This is a genomic window from Herbaspirillum sp. UBA812 (assembly GCF_002296545.1).
Classification (GTDB): Bacteria; Pseudomonadota; Gammaproteobacteria; order Burkholderiales; family Burkholderiaceae_D; genus Herbaspirillum; species Herbaspirillum huttiense.
On sequence record NZ_DBIC01000407.1, the window covers coordinates 25712 to 43964 of the forward strand.

An 18253-nucleotide genomic window follows, 5' to 3' on the forward strand; every position below is an offset into this window, starting at 1 on the left:
AGGAACCGCTTTGTTTACCTGGCGAATCGAGAAGCTAGTTTTAATATTTGGCGCATAGTAGCCGGTTCGTACCATTCATACAATACGTATAAGTACCGTATGGTCCAGCGCCTGAGAATTGCCGTCTTATGCCCGGGAAAGCAGGCTGGACGCGACTTTCTCGGCGATCATGACAGTCGGGGAATTGGTGTTGCCGGAGGTGATGGAGGGCATCACGGAGGCGTCGGCCACGCTCAATCCTGATACGCCGCGCACCCGGCATTGGGCATCGACCACGGCCATGGCATCATCGTCGCGGCCCATGCGGCAGGTGCCGACCGGATGGAAGATGGTGGTACCCACTTCACCGGCGGCGCGATACAAATCGGCTTCACTTTCATACTGCGTGCCGGGCTTGTATTCCTCCGGGCGATAACGTGAGAGCGCGGGCGAGGCCGCGATGCGGCGAGTCAGGCGCAGGGCGTTGGCGGCGACCTTGAGGTCTTCTTCGGTAGAGAGATAGTTGGTGGTGATACGCGGGGCCAGTGCGTGATCGGTCGAGCCCAGGCGTACATGGCCGCGCGAGGTCGGACGCAGGTTGCACACGCTGGCGGTGAAGGCCGGGAAGGCGTGAAGAGGATCGCCGAATTTTTCCAGCGACAGCGGTTGCACGTGATACTGCAGGTTGGCGCTGGCCTGCTGCGCATCGGATCTGGCAAAGGCGCCCAGCTGCGAGGGCGCCATCGACATCGGGCCGCTTTGCAGGAGCAGGTATTCCAGTCCGATCTTCATCTTGCCGACCAGAGTGGACGCCATGGCGTTGAGGGTCCTGGCACCATCGACCTTGAAGACCATGCGCATCTGCAGGTGATCCTGCAGGTTCTCGCCCACGCCTGGCAGCGCATGCACCACCGGGATCTGGTGCTGCTGCAACAGGACCGGATCGGCGATGCCCGACATCTGCAGGATGTGCGGCGAACCGATGGCACCGGCACAGAGGATGGTCTCCTTCGCTTCAGCAAACCAGGCACTGCCACCGCCGGTGAATTCGACACCGGTGCACACCGGCCCCTGCTCGCCCTGCTCCATGCGCAAGCGGCTCACGTGGGAGCCGGTCATGATGGTGAGGTTGCCATCCTTCATGGCAGGCCGCAGGAAGGCCTTGGAAGCGTTCCAGCGCACGCCGCGCTTCTGGTTGACGTCGAAGTAGCCAGAGCCCTCGTTATCGCCGCAGTTGAAGTCCTCGACCTTGGGGATGCCATTCTCGGCGGCCGCATCGCGGAAGGCATCGAGGATGTCCCAGCGCAGGCGCTGCTTCTCCACGCGCCATTCACCGCCGGCACCGTGGAACTGGCTGGCACCGAGGTGATAGTCCTCGCTTTTCTTGAACAGCGGAAGGACGTTCTGCCAGCGCCAGCTGTCGTCACCCGTGACTTCTGCCCAGTGATCGTAATCACGCGCCTGGCCACGCATGTAGATCATGCCGTTGATGGAAGAGCAGCCGCCCAGCACCTTGCCGCGCGGGTAGATCAGGCTGCGGCCGTTGAGGCCCGGATCGGCCTCGGTGCGGAACATCCAGTCAGTGCGTGGATTGTTGATGCAGTAGAGATAGCCGACCGGGATGTGAATCCAGATGTAGTCGTCCTTGGCCCCCGCTTCCAGCAGCAGCACCTTCTTGCCCGTCTGGCGCGAAAGCCGGTTGGCCATGACGCAGCCGGCGGTGCCGGCGCCAATGATGATGTAGTCGTATTGCCCTGCCGATTGCATGGTGTCTCCGCTGGCTTGTTATTGTGATCTTGTCGTCTGCCGCCGCCCCCTGCCACGGCAAGAGGCGGCCGGCGCCCTGCTTACTTCGCCACCGGCATGGTGAACTCCGCCCCCTTGCCGATGGTGGCCGACCAGCGCTGCATGATGGACTTGTAGCGCGTATAGAAGCGGATGCCCTCTTCGCCATAGGCATGGGTATCGCCGAAGAGCGAACGCTTCCAGCCACCGAAGGAATGCCAGGCCATCGGCACCGGGATGGGCACGTTGATGCCCACCATGCCGACCTGGATGCGGCGCGAGAATTCATGCGCGGTATTGCCGTCGGCCGTAAAGAGCGAGACGCCATTGCCGTACTCATGCGCGTTGATCAGCTGCACGGCCGACGCGAAGTCCGGCACGCGCACCACGCACAGCACCGGACCGAAGATTTCTTCCTGGTAGATCTTCATCTCGGTCGTGACATTGTCGAAGAGCGTGCCGCCGATGAAGAATCCTTCCTCATGGCCCGGCACCTTCAGGCCGCGGCCATCGACCAGCAGCTTGGCACCGGCATCCACGCCGCTCTGGATGTAGCCCTCCACCTTGGCCTTGTGGGCGGCGGTGACCAGCGGGCCCATCTCGGCGTCGTCTTCCATGCCGTTCTTGACCTTGAGCGCCTTCACGCGCGGGATCAGTGCCTCCACCAGCTTGTCGGCCACGCTGCCCACGGCCACCGCCACCGAGATCGCCATGCAGCGCTCGCCGGCCGAGCCATAGGCCGCACCGATCAGGGCATCGACGGCCTGCTCCAGGTTGGCGTCGGGCATGACCACCAGGTGGTTCTTGGCACCGCCCAGGGCCTGGGCGCGCAGCGGGAAGGTGCCGGCGCGCTCGGTGGCCTTGCGGTAGATGTATTCGGCAATCGGGGTGGAACCGACGAAGGACACTGCCTGCACCTCCGGATGCTCCAGCAGCGCATCCACGGCCACCTTGTCGCCCTGGACCACGTTGAAGACGCCATCAGGCAGGCCTGCGCGCTTGAACAGTTCAGCCAGCATCAGCGAAGGGGAAGGATCGCGCTCGGAGGGCTTCAGCACGAAGCTGTTGCCGGTCGCAATGGCGATCGGCGCCATCCACAGCGGCACCATCACAGGGAAGTTGAACGGCGTGATACCGGCCGTCACGCCCAGCGGCTGGCGCAGGTTCCAGTTGTCGATGCCGCCGCCGATGTTGTCGGTGAACTGGGTCTTGAGCAATTGCGGGATGCCGGTGGCGAATTCGACGATCTCCAGGCCACGCGTGACCTCCCCTTTCGCATCCGAAAACACCTTGCCGTGCTCCAGGGTGATGGCCTTGGCCAGCGCATCGTGGTTCTGCTCGATCAGCTCCTTGAACTTGAACAGCACCCGCGCCCGCTTCAACGGTGCCGTCTCGGCCCAGGCCGGCGCAGCCGCACTGGCGGCGGCCACGGCCGCATTGACTTCCTGCACCGAGGCCAGCGACACCTTGGCGGTAGCAGCACCGGTGGCCGGATTGAAGACATCCTGGCTGCGGCCGCTCTCGGAGCGGGAAATCTGGCCATTGATGAAGTGATCGATGTGCGGGAGGCTCATAAGGTTTCCTTTGGTGTTTTCAATGAAGGTGGAAGGCGCTGTCTCCTGCTCCCTCCTGCAATCTGGCCAGTCCGTCACCCCGACGGACCCATGGCATGGATGAGCAAGAATAGTCGCCCACCCGCCGGACATCCAATGAGGAATTATCAAGAGCAATATAAAGATTGCTTATAATCTGGACTTTCTTGTACACACGCTACCCACAAGATCCTCACAGCCTGGTCACAGGGATATCCACGGGTTTATCCACATCCAGGATCGTGAAGAAGAAGGATCAATTGCGGGAGAAGACGATGGATCTGACCCAGTTACGCGCATTTATCGCAGTCGCCCATGAGGGCAACCTGACCCGGGCCGCTGAAAAACTGCATCTCACCCAACCCGCAGTGAGCTTGCAGATCAAGGCCTTGCAGGAAAGTCTTGGCATCGGATTGTTCAATCGGAGTGCATCCGGCATGGTCCTCACCGCCGAGGGCAACACTTTGTTGCCGCTGGCCGAGCGCGTCCTGTCCGATGTCCAGGCTTTACGGCGGCACGCGACCGACTTGCGATCGAGTGAAAATATCGTGTCCGGGACATTGGCCATCGGCACGATCCTGGATCCGGAGTTCATCCGGCTCGGCGCTTTCCTGAAGCTGCTGGTCGAGCGCCATCCGCAATTGTCGACTCAGCTGGCGCATCACATGTCGGGATCGGTCCTCAATGAAGTCCGGGCTGGCCATCTGGACGTGGGATTCTTCCTGGGCGACCCCGGCAAAGGTTTTCATGCGATGACGCTGACCTCGTTCAGCTACAACGTCATCGCGCCCGCGGGTTGGAAGAACCGCGTCTCGGGCAAGGGATGGAAGGAACTGGCGCGGCTGCCGTGGATCTGGACGCCGCCAGAATCCGCGCATCATCGTTTATTAAGCAAGATCTTCGCTCAACATCAGATAAAACCGCAGACTGTAGCCTTGGTTGACCAGGAGTCATCGATGCTGGACCTGGTGAAATCGGGGGTGGGATTGTCCTTGGCGCGTGAATCGATCGCGCTCAACCAGGCTCATGCGCATGGCTTGGTCATTGCAGATGCGGTCGAACTGTCGACTGAACTCAGCTTCATTGCATTAGAAAAAAGACAACATGAAGCAGCGATCAAGGCGGTTTTCCAACTGCTGCAACAAGTCTGGCAGAACTGAGCGCTCCAAGAAAGTTGCCACATTGACATCTCAATGGGTTGCATTACAGCAATATCTTTCAGAAATCTCCTTCTTCCTGCCGAACCTAAAGGACTTTTCATCCGTATCAGGAGCTTGCCAAGGCCTTTTGGTGCGGTTTTTGGGGTTGAAAGCCAATTTTTTGGAAAGATGTCCACTGCGCACGCGCTTTCGGTTCTTTAATTCAGATGTGGATATATATAAGTAGTAGTAGTAGTTAACGTCGCCAAAAACTGTGGATAACTCGGTTTACACTAAAAAAATCAAGACTTTAGCTTTCTGATAAACGCTTGGTAAGCTTCTGCATTATCGAGGCACAGATTCTGGACAAAAATTCGGCCGTGGATAAATCGGCGAGATATACCCAAAACGCCCAGCGGATATGCAGAGACTTATCCACAGGCAGCCTCCAAACCCCGCAAAATTACGGCATGGACTCCAAAAAACCTTTCCTGATCGCAATTCATCCTTCGGGTTTGCAATTTGAACAAGTCGCCGGACTCTCGGTGTTGCAATCAGGCTTGCGCGCCGGCATCCGGCTGCCAAATTCCTGCCGGAATGGCACTTGCCGGACTTGCATGTGCAAATTGTTCACAGGCGAGATCGCTTATCAGATCGAATGGCCCGGCCTGACGCGAGAAGAAAAGGCCGAAGGCTGGATCCTGCCTTGCGTGGCCGAGGCCCGAAGTGACCTGGTGCTCGACGTTCCAGCCGCCGTCGACCTGAAGGCTTGATGTTTTATCCACAGCAGTCCCCGGAACCGGTCGATTTTTAGCCGACAAACTCCGATTACCTCTCCCTGTGGATAAAAAAAGCCGCCCAAGGCGGCGCGGAGGCCGCTGGCAGGATTTCTTTTCCACAGCGCTCTGCACCCTGCGTTCTCTCTGACGGCGTCGCCCAGGACGCCATTCAATGCCGTTGCCGACGATCAGCTGTAAAAACACCCGCACAGCAAGCTTTTCCTGGTCGACAAGCGCTTTAATCCACGAACACTTTTGTTTTGCCCACAGCCGGTAGCGGTCCTGATGGCCTGCAAACCAAGCCGCGTCGCGTGCGAAAGCTCGCGCGCTTAGGCTTTAAATCTAAGCTGTTTATAAAATTAGTAGTGATGGTTAACGTCCGGCTGAAATTGTGGATAACCTTGATTACGCGTGAAAAATCAGCTGTTTACGAAAAGGACAAGGCCTTGGGCAAGGTCTGTATGAAGTCATAACCGATCTTGGATAAAAATCCGCCTTTGGATAACTTTTTGACTTTTCCCCAAACGATGAAAAAGTTATTCAGAACTTTATCCACAGGCTGAGCGGAAATTGATGGATTCGCGGCGAGAAGGCAGGGAATTTCGGGATGTCACCGATTTCAGGCAATTCGACCCCGATTTAAGTCCTTGGCATGGGGGAAACAGGGGGGAGGAAGGGGGATTTCGGGAAATTTGCCCACAGGTGAAAAAAGCCGACAGCAGCCAAGGTGCATCGCGACTCATCCGAAATCACACAAAAAGCCAGCGGGCCAGGAAAGTTATCCCCTGGCCCGCCGGCTTTTTTCATGGTGTTTTGAGGCTGCCTATTTTTTAGGCGTCGACTTCAACGGCAGGGATTTTCCCGGTGGCGGGGCCTGCGGCGCCTTCTTCACTTCCTCCAGCAGTTGGCCACATTCGGCCTTCTGATCACCATCGATATTGATGAGGGGCAGGATGGCCGTTACCGGTGCCAGCAGGCCGAGCGCCACCGCACCGCCAGCGCGCAGTGCCAGCACACCCTTGTTCACGCCGACATCCGGATTCTTGAAGCTGCCCTTCACGTACAGCGGCGAGCGCAGCGAGATGATGCGCAAGCCCTTGCTGCGCGGATGCACGTTCAGGTCCAGCTGTTCGTGCTTCATGTCGATGCTGCCATCAACCACGATCAGAGCGTCTTCAGTGTCCAGCAGGAGGGTCTTCACGTTCATCACGCCATCGCGCACCGGCAAGTCGCCGGCCAGGCAATTGAGCTTGACCTCCTTGTCGCCAAACAGCTTGCTGATGACCACGTTGCCCACGTTCAGGCCCGCCGCTTCCAGCAGGAATTTGCTGATCGCACCCTGGTTGACCAAAGTCTTCACTTCGCCATTGGCCGAGCCCAGCATGGCGGCGACCGAATTGCCCGTCGCGCTGAGCTTCGCATCGCCGTTGATCTCGCCAAAGCTGGTGCGCGAGGCATCGAGCTGGGGATAGAGTTTCTGGATCTTCAGCTTGCGTGCAGAAAGCTTCATCTCGGACTTCATGCGTGCCGCCTGCCCATCCAGCCGGATGGTGGAGGTCAGGTTACCGCCGGCCACGCCGAAATTGAGGGGATCGAGCGTCAGCACCTTGTCCTTGAGGATCAGATGCGCCTGCAGGTCGCTGATGGGCAGTCCCTGCTGGCGCGTGATGCTTTTGCCGGTGAAGCGCACGTCCGCATCCAGTGCGCCCCAGGCATCGGTACTGAAGGTCTTGACCGGCAACACCTTGTCGCCGGGCTGGCGCTCCTCGGCACCGCGCTGGGCTTTCTCCGCATTGGAGTCGGCACCGATCAGCGGCGCCAGATCATCAAAGCGCAGCACGTTGGAGGTCAGCGCCCCGGTCAGTTGCGGGCGTGCGCCCCCGGTCAGGTAGTCCAGGCTGCCGTTGAGATCGCTGTCGCCGACCTTGCCGCTGAAGTCCTGGTAATGCCACTCGCTGCGATCCGGGGAGATCTTGCCGATCAAGCGGCCCTCGGTGGCGAAGGGCGGCGTTTCCGGCAGCAGCACGCCGGTCAGGGGATACAGATTGCCCATGCTGGCCCCGGCAATCGACAACCGCAGGTCCAGCGCGGCCAGTTCGGCCGGCTTGGTCAGGGTGCCGCGCACGCCGATGGCGGTCTTGCCGACCTTCACCTGGGCTTGCAGCGGATACGGTTGCTGCTGGTCCTGCAATGACAGCACGCCGCCGGCCTTGCCTTCACCCGCAACCGGCGCGCCGTTGAAACTGCCGGTCAGCTTCCAGCCCAAGCCATAGACCTTTTCCTTGTCGGGATCGAGGGTGTCGATGTCGGCATTGATGTTGATCTTTTGCACAGCGTCGTTGAGGGCCAGCTTGCCCTGGCGCAGGCTGATGCGGCCCAGTTGCAGCTGCCAGGCCGATGGAGTGCTGCTATCGGTCTTGAAAGTCCAGTTGTTCACAGCCTCGCGGTTGCGCAGCAGAGAAACTGAAGGATCCTGCACTTCCAGCGACGGCAGGGAAATCTTGTGCACAAGCAGCGGCAAGGGATTGAGCGTGAAAGTGACTTGTCGCACTGTCGCCATCTGGCCTGAGGACGCGAACGCTGCCGGATTGCCCAGGCGCAGATTCTCCGCCTGCAAGCGCGGCCACGGCACCCAGCGCGCCCAGAAGCCGGCCGGCGGCGTGGTCGGCTCAGGCCGTTGCCAGTGCAGGGAGAGATTGCCGTCGATGGAGAATTCGCGCCCGGTGGCGGCCGAGACGCGGGTATTGATCCAGGGCTTGGCCCGGTTCCAGTCGAAGGTAAGAATGAAAATGACCGCGGCGGCGATCACGAGGACGAGGCTGGCAAGCAGCCAAAGGAGGATTCTGGTCAGGCGCGGCATCGGGTCGGCTTCCCTGGTTGGGGTTATCAACAGGCACCGATGCGCGCGGACGGGGGCTTTCCGGGCGCCTGTCTCCTGGACGCCTGTGGATGAGTCAGATCGGAAAAGCCGGGTATCGCACGCGCTGCATCAGCGCTTCATGTTGATACGACCGAATTCATCATGGGTTGTTGCAGACAAGTGCGCACGCAGCCACTTGTGGGCGGGATTGCGGGCGTCCCGTTCATGCCAGAGCATGTCGACATGCTCTTCCGGGGTCTGGAAGGGCAATTCCTTCACCACCAGCGCCTCGGCCATGCCGGTAGCCGCCACCAGGTGGCGCGGCAGCACGGTGATGAGCTCGGAGCTGGCCACGATGCGCCCGGCCGTGAAGAACTGGTTCACCGTCAACAGGATCTTGCGCTCGCGGTTCATGCCCGCCAGCACGTCATCGATGACGGCATGGGGTTTGCCGGACAGGCTCACCAGCAGGTGATCAGCGCTGCAGTAGCTATCCAGCGTCAGCGGCTGGCCGGCCAGCGGATGGTTCTTGTGCATCACGCAGACGTACTGCCCGGTGTAGAGCCGCGCATGGCTGATCTGGCTCTTGGCCATGCCCTGGCCATCGGCCAGCTGCGCGGTCACGCCGGGGAAGAAGCCGACGGCCAGGTCGATGTCCCCGCGCAGCAGCATGGCGCGCGGGTCGCGGGTGGTCAGCGGCATCATGCGGATCTTGATGCGCGGAGCGTCGCGCATGATGGTGCGCACCAGCGAAGGCAGCCACAGCGCGGCCGTGGCATCCACCATGGCCATGCGGAAGGTGTTCTGGGCACGCGAGATGTCGAAGCTTTCCGGCGCAATCACCGCTTCCAGCTCGGACAGCGCCCGCCGCACGGTCGGCCACAGTTCTTCGGCGCGCGGCGTGGGCTTGACGCCGTGGGCGGTGCGGATCACCAGGTCATCGTTGAGGGTGTCGCGCAGGCGGCGTAGCGCATTGGAGACAGCCGGCTGCGTCATGGCCAGCAAATTGGCGGCGCGCGTGAGGTTCTGCTCGGTCATGACGGCGTCGAATACGCGCAACAGGTTCAGGTCCAGGGTGAGAAAGCTCATAGGGCGGGCCTTTGCGGCGGTAAGGAGAGGCAGTATGGACGCCGGTGATCGCCGGCAGAAAGATTATTCACAGATTATATAACTGATATCCGAAACGGAAAGTGGGCAAACAAATGTGAGTTCACTACACTGCAATGCAACATAACACACAACGTCAAGGATCGAATCATGGCAACCATCGCACAAAGCACCAACAGCACCTTCAAGAGCAAGTTCGCCGCCGTCATGCGCAACATCTTCATCCACTTCGTCAAGGCCCACGAGCTGCAAGCCGTTGCTCTGGTCGCCGCCGAACAGGATCGCGCTACCGGTGCCCGCCAGCTGAACCGCATGGCCGACAAGTTCGAAGCCACCCAGCCGAACCTGGCTGCTGAACTGCGCTTCATCGCTTCGCGCGGCTAATCGAAGGTTTCTGCTTCACCAGATTCAAGTTTTACCGGTCGCGCATGACTTCTGCGTGACCTTGGCATCAGCCCCGAGGCCGATGCCGGTAGTGAAGGATTTCGGTAGTTCCCGGCGCGTACGGCGCTTATGTTGACGCTGATTCGATCAACGCGTCAGGACACCGATCCGTTGTCTCCTCCTCCCTCTTTAGGAAGGATTAACCCCGCAGGCTCAGCCTGTGGGGTTTTTTTTCGTGGGTCGGCTACGAGCCGCGTCCGGCGGGCTTCCTGCCTTTGCAGGCTTCATTTCCGGATGGCCGGATGTGAGCGTTTTGCCCGATTTCCCCATGCCAGATATTCAGCGCCCTCGGGCTTGGCGTCAAACGGCGTTGTAAATCCGCATCGGTTCCGTCAAGAAAGTTGTGTTGGAGCGACTGCATCGGCGGCCCCTGACCGGCTTGTCTCCCGGTTGACGCGGGTTCCAGGGCGATATGAAGCGTTGGGGGCGCTGGAACCACTTTATTCACAAACGCTATAACTGATATGAGAACTCTAAAGTAGTCATACAGGGGCCGAACCATCATACTGCGACGCAACAACAGTGAACTTGAACGCCGCGCAGTCGTGTCGCGGCCTGATTATCAGAGGTAGAAATATCATGTCCTTCCTGAACCTGGCCTTTCCCGCAGAAGCAGCCCTGCCCTTCGCGCAGTCCTTCTTTGGTTTGATCGCGGCTTATGTCCGTCCGGCGCTGGGTCTGGGTGCACTGGTGACCCTGGTGATGGTGTTCAAGCCGCTGATCCTGGGGCTGGCGCAAGCCGCCGTGCTGCTGGTCAAGCCGCGCAAGTCGCTGGAGCAACGCATCCTGGCGCACAAGTTCAGCGGCAAGATGATGCTGAACCGCATGGCCAATGAATACAGCCTGTCCCAACCGAGTTTTGCCGCCGAACTGCGCAACATGGCCGCGCGTGACTGATCCAGTCCCCGCCTGACCGTAGTTCGAGGCCCACCGGCTTCTGGTCGTGTAGTAGAAGTTTTGTAGGTCGTACTGTGTCTCCTCCTCCCTCTTTAGGAAGGATTAGCCCCGCCAGCGCAAGCTCGCGGGGCTTTTTTTTGTCCACAGCCCGCGTCATGGCCGTCAGCAATCGTGATAACTTGTCCACCTGACTATCTTCACAGCCTTACCGCAAGACATCATGTGCCAGCTTCTCGGGATGAACTGCAACACCCCCACCGATATCGTCTTCAGCTTCACAGGCTTTGCCACCCGTGGCGGGCTGACCGATCATCACCGCGATGGCTGGGGGATCGCCTTCTTCGAGGGCTCCGGGGTGCGCACCTTCGTGGATCATCAGGCCGCCGTGGAGTCGCCGGTGGCCGAGCTGATCAAGCGTTATCCGATCAAGTCGCAGCACGTCATCGCCCATATCCGCAAGGCCACGCAAGGCCGTGTCACGCTGGCCAACTGCCATCCCTTCGTGCGCGAGCTGTGGGGCCGCTATTGGGTATTTGCCCACAATGGTGACCTGAAAAACTTCACCCCCACGCTGGACGGCCCTTTCCGGCCGGTCGGTACCACCGATAGTGAACTGGCCTTCTGCTTCATCCTGCAGGAGATGCGCAAGCGCTTCGGCGACACCCTGCCCTTGTTGGCTGACCTGCGCGTGGCGCTGCGCGAGATCGTCAACGGCATCGCCAGCCATGGCACCTTCAACATGCTGCTCTCGGATGGCTCGGCGCTTTATACCCACTGCTCCACAAATCTCTATTACATCGTCCGCCAGCATCCCTTTGCCAAGGCCAAGCTGTCGGACGAGGATCTTTCGGTCGACTTTTCCGAAGTCACCACCACCAATGACCGGGTAGCCGTGATCGTCACCCAGCCGCTGACCGACAATGAAGTCTGGACCCAATATCAGACTGGTGAAATGAAGGTCTTTGTCGATGGTGCCGTGGTCGACTGAGGCCGGCCTTTTTGTTTTATCCACAGCCGGTTTTTTCCTTCAGTTCATGTTGCCCACAGGGGAAATCGGGGACAGGATCCGTCCCGATTTCCGGTTTTGCACAGGCTGTTACAAAAAACATCGTCCCCAAGGATGAGCTTGTCTTGTCCACAAGCGCGCTACTCTGTCCCCCTATCACCCGCCCCTCAAGCGCCTTTGCGTGAACGCCACGAAGATGGCTGCTGCGCAGCCTGTGGATAGATGAAGTTTTTCAGGGTTTTTTGACGGTTCGCCTGTGGATAACTTAAGTTTACCGGAGTAAAATGCGTCCCTCGTTTCGCGCCCGGACGACTTCGTCCACCGGCCCGTCCTTTGGATGCGGCAGTCGGGCGCCGCAATCATCCGACAAGAAAGCTTCATGGAAAACTTCTGGCAGGCCTGCTCCCACAAACTTGAGCAGGAGCTGACGCCTCAGCAATACAGCGCCTGGATCAAGCCGCTGGTCCCGCTCGACTTCGAGGACGGGCTGCTGCGCATCGCCGCGCCCAACCGCTTCAAGCTGGACTGGGTCAAGACGCAGTTCGCCAACCGCATCACGGCGCTGGCCTGCGAGTTCTGGGACGCGCCCACCGAAGTGCAGTTCGTGCTGGACCCGCGCGGCAACCAGGGCCGCCGCCCGGCCGCCAATGGGCAGGCCAATGGCGGTGGCGCCAATGGACTGGGTTTGCCCAACCACGAACAACTGCACCTGGACCCCGAGCCGGCCCAGCCGGTGCGCGCGGTCGCGCCGCGTCAGGAACAGTCGCGCATCAACCCGGTACTGACCTTCGACAACCTGGTCACCGGTAAGGCCAACCAGCTGGCACGCGCGGCCGCTACCCAGGTGGCCAACAACCCCGGCACGTCCTACAACCCGCTGTTCCTGTACGGCGGCGTGGGTCTGGGTAAGACCCACATCATCCACGCCATCGGCAACCAGGTGCTTGTGGATAACCCGGGCGCCAAGATCCGCTACATCCACGCCGAGCAATACGTGCGCGACGTGGTGACGGCCTACCAGCGCAAGGGCTTTGACGATTTCAAGCGCTACTACCACTCGCTGGACCTGCTGCTGATCGACGATATTCAATTCTTCGGTGGCAAGAGCCGCACCCAGGAAGAATTCTTCTACGCCTTCGAAGCCCTGATCGCGGCCAAGAAGCAGATCATCATCACCAGTGATACCTATCCCAAGGAAATCAGCGGCATGGACGACCGCCTGATCTCCCGCTTCGACTCTGGCCTGACGGTGGCCATCGAGCCGCCCGAGCTGGAGATGCGGGTGGCGATTTTGATGAAGAAAGCTTCCGCAGAAGACGTGGTGCTGTCTGACGACGTCGCCTTCTTCGTGGCCAAGCACCTGCGTTCCAACGTGCGCGAGCTCGAAGGCGCGCTGCGCAAGATCCTGGCCTACTCCCGTTTCCACGGCAAGGACATCACCATCGACGTGGTCAAGGAAGCCCTGAAGGACCTGCTCTCGGTGCAGAACCGCCAGATCTCGGTGGAAAACATCCAGAAGACCGTAGCCGATTTCTTCAACATCAAGGTCGCGGACATGTATTCCAAGAAGCGCCCGGCCAACATCGCCCGTCCGCGCCAGATCGCCATGTACCTGGCCAAGGAGCTGACCCAGAAGAGCCTGCCGGAAATCGGCGACCTCTTCGGCGGGCGCGACCACACCACCGTCCTGCACGCAGTGCGCAAGATCGCCGCCGACCGCGCCAAGAGCCCGGAATGCAACCACGAGCTGCACGTGCTGGAACAGACCTTGAAGGGTTGATCCGCTTGACGCCGCAGAGGCGCGAAAACGCCTGTGGATAAATCGACATGCCGCCCGCTTCCAGCGTGAACCGGGCGGCATTTCTTTTCCACAGGGCATTGCGGCAAAACGACGGTGAGTTTCGCCAAAATCGCCTGTGGATAATTGAAAAATGCCGCCTTCGGCGGCATATGAGAGAAAAGACAACCCTCCCGCTTACCTGCCCTTTTTTCCCTTCCAAAGCCCTCGCCTGACCCCTGCCGCACTACTCTGAAGAGGGGATGATTGGTACAATGGAAGGCGTTATTTCGCAGGCGGACGCAAGGGCCGGCCATGGAGCAGGAAATCCGCGAAGTATCACGGAAACTTCGAATAAAACACCGGCAAGTTCCGGTAAAAGTATTCAAATGTTCCAAACGTATAGCCAAGTGGTTCTGGCTGCCCGGGTTTGTCAGGCGCAGATGGACAATGCCGGGTCGCTGTATCACCAGCTCTTCGGGAACGGGTATCGGACCGGCAGCGGCCGGTCATGCACTAGCAGGAGCGTTGCGTATTTCAGGAAGTGAGTTCAGCAGTGCGTGAGGCAGGTTGCACTGCAGGCAGCAGCTGTTTTTCACCAGAGGAGGAACACGCGCGACATGGGCATGACTGAACGCCGGCCAACGGCGCCCTTTAAACCACTATTAGCAAGGACAAACTGACTATGCAATTGGTTAAAACCCAACGAGACACGCTCCTGCGTCCTCTGCAGATCGTGAGTGGTATTGTCGAGCGTCGGCACACATTGCCGATTCTGGCCAATATTCTCATTCGCAAGGACGGCGAGAAGGTGTCTTTCCTGTCCACCGACATCGAAGTGCAGATCACCACGCACGCTGACGTCGGTTCGGGTAGCGAGTCCACGGCCACCACGGTCGCGGCCCGCAAGCTGCTCGACATCCTGCGCGCCCTGCCGGATTCCGGCGAAGTGTCGGTCTCCCTTTCCAACAAGCGTCTGACAGTGCAATCGGGCAAGTCCCGCTTTGCCCTGCAGACCCTGGCCGCCGAAGAATTCCCGACGGTGGCCCAGGCCGAGCACTACAACGCCCAGGTCAACCTGCCGCAGAAGACCCTGAAGCACCTGTTCAACATGGTTCACTTCGCCATGGCCCAGCAGGACATCCGCTACTACCTGAACGGCCTGCTGCTGGTGGTGGAAGGCAAGAACGTCATTGCGGTCGCCACCGACGGCCACCGCCTGGCCTTCTGCCAGGTCGAGACCGAGCAGGACTTCCCGCGCCAGGAAGTCATCATCCCGCGCAAGACCATCATCGAGCTGCAACGCCTGCTCGACGACAGCGATGATGAAGTCCAGCTGCAGATCGCCAACAACCAGGTCAAGCTGACCTTTGCCGACATCGAGCTGATCTCCAAGCTGGTCGAAGGCAAGTTCCCCGACTACACCCGCGTGGTGCCCAAGGGCTACAAGAACAGCTTCACCATCAGCCGCGACCAGCTGCTGCGCTCGCTGCAACGCGCGGCCATCATGACCAGCGACAAGTTCAAGGGCGTACGCTGGGTGATCGCCCCTGGCAGCCTGAAGATCAGCTCCACCAATGCCGACCAGGAAGAAGCGGTCGAAGAACTGGAAATCGACTACGGCGGCGACACCGTCGACATCGGTTTCAACGTCAGCTATCTGCTGGACGTGCTCAACAACCTCAAGAACGACTACGTCAACATCGCCCTGGGCGATGCCAACTCGTCGGCCCTGATCACCATCCCTGACAACGCAGACTTCAAGTACGTCGTCATGCCGATGCGGATCTGAGCAAACCCGCTCCACGCGCACGAGGGGCCGTCCCAGACGGCCCCTCGGTTGCTTTTAAGAATTCCAAAGATTCGTCCCCAGAATTCCGTTTTTTGCAGCTCCCTAGTCGTTTGGCTAGCATTTTCAGAAGGTAACCATGTCCTCCAGCCCCGCAGACAACACCAATTCCGCGCAACAAAGCTATGGCGCTTCTTCCATCCAGATCCTGGAAGGCCTGGAGGCGGTGCGCAAGCGTCCCGGCATGTACATTGGCGACACCTCTGACGGCACCGGCCTGCACCATCTGGTGTTTGAAGTGCTGGACAACTCGATCGACGAAGCCCTGGCCGGCTATTGCAGCGAGATCCACGTCACCATCCACGCCGACAACTCCATCTCGATCACCGACAACGGCCGCGGCATCCCCACGGGCCTCAAGATGGACGACAAGCACGAACCCAAGCGTTCGGCTGCCGAAATCGTGATGACCGAGCTGCACGCCGGCGGCAAGTTCGACCAGAACTCCTACAAGGTCTCCGGCGGCCTGCACGGCGTGGGCGTGTCCTGCGTGAATGCACTGTCGAAGAAGTTGAAGCTGACCATCCGCCGCGACGGCAAGGTCCACGCAATGGAATTTGCCAAGGGCATCGTGCAGAACCGCGAGCTGGAGATGGTGGATGGCGTGCAGGTCTCCCCGATCAAGGTCGTGGGTGAATCCGACAAGCGCGGCACCGAAGTCCACTTCTGGGCCGACGAAGAAATCTTCACCCACGTCGAATTCCACTACGAGATCCTGGCCAAGCGGATCCGCGAATTGTCCTTCCTGAACAATGGCGTTCATATCAAGCTGACCGACCAGCGTACCGGCAAGGAAGAGGACTTCGCCTTCGAAGGCGGCACGCGCGGTTTCGTGGAATACATCAACAAGAACAAGAGCATCCTGAACCCGACCATCTTCCAGGCTACCGGCGAGAAGCACTCCGACCAGGGCACGCTGGTGTCGGTGGACGTGTCGATGCAATGGAACGATGCCTTCAACGAGCAGGTGCTCTGCTTCACCAACAACATCCCGCAGCGTGATGGCGGCACCCACCTGACCGGCCTGCGTGCGGCCATGACCCGCGTCATCAACAAGTACATCGAAGAAAACGATCTTGCCAAGAAGGCCAAGGTCGAGATCTCCGGCGACGACATGCGCGAAGGCCTGACCTGCGTGCTGTCGGTGAAGGTGCCGGAACCGAAGTTCAGTTCGCAGACCAAGGACAAGCTGGTCTCCAGCGAAGTGCGCGGCCCGGTGGAAGAAATCGTCGCCAAGACCCTGACCGACTTCCTGGCCGAGAAGCCGAACGATGCCAAGATCATCTGCGGCAAGATCGTCGAAGCCGCGCGCGCTCGTGAAGCCGCCCGCAAGGCGCGCGAACTGACGCGCCGCAAGGGTGTGATGGATGGTTTGGGTTTGTCTTCCAAGCTGGCTGATTGCCAGGAACGCGACCCGGCCCTGTGCGAGCTGTACATCGTCGAGGGTGACTCCGCAGGCGGCTCCGCCAAGCAAGGGCGGGACCGCAAGTTCCAGGCCATCCTGCCGCTGCGCGGCAAGGTCTTGAACGTGGAGAAGGCGCGCTTCGAGAAGATGCTTTCGTCCGAGCAGATCACCACGCTCATCGCGACCCTGGGCACCAGCATCGGTGCTGACGAATTCAATCCGGACAAGCTGCGTTACCACCGCATCATCATCATGACCGATGCGGACGTTGACGGCGCCCACATCCGCACGCTGTTGCTGACGCTCTTCTATCGCCAGATGCCGGCGCTGGTCGAACGCGGCCACATCTACATCGCCCAGCCGCCGCTGTACAAGGTCAAGGCGGGCAAGGACGAGCGCTACCTGAAGGACGATTTCGAGGAAGCGCAGTACATGATGCAGATCGCGCTGAACGATGCCGAGATCAAGCCTTCTGAAGGTGCTGCGCCGATCAGCGGCGAGGCGCTGGTGGAACTGGCACGCCAGTACAACACGGCCAACGCGATCATCATGCGCCTGTCGCGCGCCATCGATGAATCGGCGCTGAACGCCATCATGACCGGCGGCGTGGCCCTGAAGATGGACAACATCGAGCAGGCCACCGCCACTGCGGAAGAACTGAAGAAGGCCATCAACGACATCAACATCGACGTGCAGGCGCGCGTGGATGAGCATAGCGAGAAGGTCGCGCTGCATATCCATCGTCGCCAGCATGGCAACATCAAGGCGACCGTGATCGATGCGGACTTCGTGAGCGGTCCGGATTACCAGCAGTTGTCGACGGCGGCCGAGACCTTCAAGGGACTCATCGGCAAGGGCGCCATCGTGGCGCGTGGCCAGGGCGAGAAGCGCAAGGAATCGGTCATCACCGAATTCCGCCAGGCCATGTCGTGGCTGCGTGATGAGGCCGAGCGCGGCGTGAACAAGCAGCGTTACAAAGGTCTGGGTGAGATGAACCCTGAGCAGCTGTGGGAAACCACCATGGATCCGACCGTGCGCCGTTTGCTGAAGGTGCAGATCGAGGATGCGATTGCTGCGGATCAGATCTTCATGACCTTGATGGGCGATGATGTGGAGCCGCGTCGGGCGTTTATTGAATCCAATGCGTTGCAGGCGGGGAATATTGACGTTTGATCAGCCTGTAGCGGGAGTCATAAGCTGAGATTTTGTGACGCATCCTTTGAGACTTCTACCAAAATTAGTACTTTAATAGCCTCGGTTTATGGCAAATAACCTGGGGTCGTATCAGGAAAAGCAACGGCCACCTCCATGAGGTGGCCGTTGCTTTTCCAGTCCAGGCACTCGAACCTAAAACATCGCTGAGGCGAAATTACAAATCGCCTTTGATTTAGTCGTATATTTTTTTGATAACCGTCACCAAGGCGCTCAGCGATATCTATAGGCCGAGCGTCGCGTAACTTCAACCGAATTGGTTCACTATTGGCTAAATGGTTACTTAGTACTCCCAGTTTTCTGACGCCAAAGGCGCCTCATTCAACTCAACGCGGCAGGCTTTCCAGTTCGGTAGATACTTATCCATGAGCGCGACGAACCGGTCTCCATGGTTACGTTCGATGAGATGGATAAGCTCGTGA

General features: G+C 59.6%; 13 protein-coding genes. 8 read left to right on the top strand and 5 right to left on the bottom strand.

Annotated elements, in window-relative coordinates:
• Positions 1-126 precede the first annotated feature (126 nt).
• Together B3873_RS26555 and B3873_RS26560 are read right to left on the bottom strand one after the other, a co-directional pair.
• Positions 127-1746, bottom strand: a complete 1620-nt coding sequence (locus B3873_RS26555) for a GMC family oxidoreductase (protein ID WP_039782920.1) — start codon at positions 1744-1746, stop codon at positions 127-129.
• 80 nt (positions 1747-1826) lie between these two features.
• On the bottom strand, positions 1827-3338 hold the full coding sequence (locus tag B3873_RS26560) for a CoA-acylating methylmalonate-semialdehyde dehydrogenase (RefSeq protein WP_209534980.1): 1512 nt from the start codon (positions 3336-3338) through the stop codon (positions 1827-1829).
• 293 nt (positions 3339-3631) lie between these two features.
• Between B3873_RS26560 and B3873_RS26565 the strand changes: the two genes are divergently transcribed.
• Together B3873_RS26565 and B3873_RS26570 are read left to right on the top strand one after the other, a co-directional pair.
• Entirely contained in the window at positions 3632-4516 is an 885-nt protein-coding gene (locus B3873_RS26565; protein ID WP_039782936.1) for a LysR family transcriptional regulator, read from the top strand.
• 449 nt (positions 4517-4965) lie between these two features.
• Complete coding sequence (locus B3873_RS26570; protein ID WP_286870111.1) at positions 4966-5268, top strand: 2Fe-2S iron-sulfur cluster-binding protein; 303 nt, start codon at positions 4966-4968, stop codon at positions 5266-5268.
• 829 nt (positions 5269-6097) lie between these two features.
• Here B3873_RS26570 and B3873_RS26575 read toward each other — a convergent pair.
• Together B3873_RS26575 and B3873_RS26580 are read right to left on the bottom strand one after the other, a co-directional pair.
• Positions 6098-8134, bottom strand: a complete 2037-nt coding sequence (locus B3873_RS26575) for an AsmA family protein (protein WP_286870112.1) — start codon at positions 8132-8134, stop codon at positions 6098-6100.
• A gap of 129 nt (positions 8135-8263) precedes the next feature.
• Positions 8264-9223 (bottom strand): LysR family transcriptional regulator, encoded by a 960-nt coding sequence (locus B3873_RS26580; protein WP_034330421.1) that lies wholly within the window; start codon positions 9221-9223, stop codon positions 8264-8266.
• Between the two features lie 168 nt (positions 9224-9391).
• Between B3873_RS26580 and B3873_RS26585 the strand changes: the two genes are divergently transcribed.
• The 6 genes from B3873_RS26585 (at position 9392) to gyrB (ending at position 17792) form a co-directional block, all read left to right on the top strand.
• Positions 9392-9625: a hypothetical protein gene (locus B3873_RS26585; protein WP_034330420.1), complete on the top strand. Its 234-nt coding sequence runs from the start codon at positions 9392-9394 to the stop codon at positions 9623-9625.
• Between the two features lie 639 nt (positions 9626-10264).
• The gene (locus B3873_RS26590) at positions 10265-10582 is read left to right on the top strand and encodes a hypothetical protein (RefSeq protein WP_034330301.1); all 318 of its coding nucleotides are present in this window, start codon (positions 10265-10267) and stop codon (positions 10580-10582) included.
• Between the two features lie 220 nt (positions 10583-10802).
• Entirely contained in the window at positions 10803-11570 is a 768-nt protein-coding gene (locus tag B3873_RS26595) for a class II glutamine amidotransferase (RefSeq protein WP_286870116.1), read from the top strand.
• Positions 11571-11967: 397 nt separating this feature from the next.
• On the top strand, positions 11968-13368 hold the full coding sequence (dnaA, locus tag B3873_RS26600) for a chromosomal replication initiator protein DnaA (protein ID WP_286870119.1): 1401 nt from the start codon (positions 11968-11970) through the stop codon (positions 13366-13368).
• A gap of 682 nt (positions 13369-14050) precedes the next feature.
• A complete protein-coding gene (gene dnaN / locus B3873_RS26605; RefSeq protein WP_039782907.1) occupies positions 14051-15157 on the top strand; it encodes a DNA polymerase III subunit beta in 1107 nt (368 codons plus the stop codon).
• A 136-nt stretch (positions 15158-15293) separates the two neighbouring features.
• A complete protein-coding gene (gene gyrB / locus B3873_RS26610) occupies positions 15294-17792 on the top strand; it encodes a DNA topoisomerase (ATP-hydrolyzing) subunit B (protein WP_286870123.1) in 2499 nt (832 codons plus the stop codon).
• A gap of 322 nt (positions 17793-18114) precedes the next feature.
• Here gyrB and B3873_RS26615 read toward each other — a convergent pair whose 3' ends face one another.
• Positions 18115-18243: a YgjP-like metallopeptidase domain-containing protein gene (locus B3873_RS26615; RefSeq protein WP_286870129.1), complete on the bottom strand. Its 129-nt coding sequence runs from the start codon at positions 18241-18243 to the stop codon at positions 18115-18117.
• Between the last annotated feature and the right edge of the window lie 10 nt (positions 18244-18253).